This is a genomic window from Streptococcus mitis SK575, from assembly GCF_000257865.1.
GTDB lineage: Bacteria > Bacillota > Bacilli > Lactobacillales > Streptococcaceae > Streptococcus > Streptococcus mitis_CQ.
On sequence record NZ_AICU01000071.1, the window covers coordinates 1 to 721 of the forward strand.

General features: G+C 36.3%; 1 protein-coding gene. It reads left to right on the plus strand.

All coding sequences use genetic code 11. From position 1 onward, the window contains the following. Positions 1-721 (plus strand): MiiA motif-containing surface protein (locus tag HMPREF1048_RS08855; RefSeq protein ID WP_000618720.1); only part of this gene is annotated, 721 nt, incomplete at both ends.

Below are 721 nucleotides of genomic sequence, written 5' to 3' on the forward strand. Positions count from 1 at the left end.
CAAAACAGCAACAATTCCAGCAACAGACTTAACTAAGTCAGCATCAGACGCAGGTAAAGCAAATGCAGGAAATGGAGCAAATACACCAGCAACTAAGACAGTAGTTAAAGATCCAGCTAACTTAACAGATGAAGAAAAAGCAAAAGTTAAGAAAGCAGTAGAGGATGTAAACCCAGGATCAACTGTAGTAGTAAATGATAAAGGTGATGTAATCGTTACTAAAGGTGATGGAACAGTATTAGTAATCCCAGAACTTGACTTAGTAATTCCAGAAGATAAATTAACTGATCCAACTCAACAAAATGGTGTAAATACACCAGCAACTAGAGTGTTAGTTGGAGATAAAGCTAAATTAACAGCTGATGAAATTGAAAAAGTTAAAGAATCAATTAAAGCAGTCAACCCAGGATCAACTGTAGTAGTAGACGAAAACGGAAATGCGACAGTAACAACTCCAGAAGGTAAGACAGCAACAATTCCAGCAGCTCAATTAGTTAAAGATGCTAAAGATGTTGCAGCTAAGAACAATGGTGAAAACATCAACGTTGACTTCGAAAAAGAAACAGTAGCAGACTTCAATAACTTAACAGATGCAGAAAAAGAAGCTGCAAAAGCTAAGATTAAAGGAGCAAATGCTGATGTAGCAGAAGTTATCTTCGACAAAGCAGGAAACGCAACTGTAATTACTAAAGATGGTAAAGTTTACACAATCGTAGCTAAA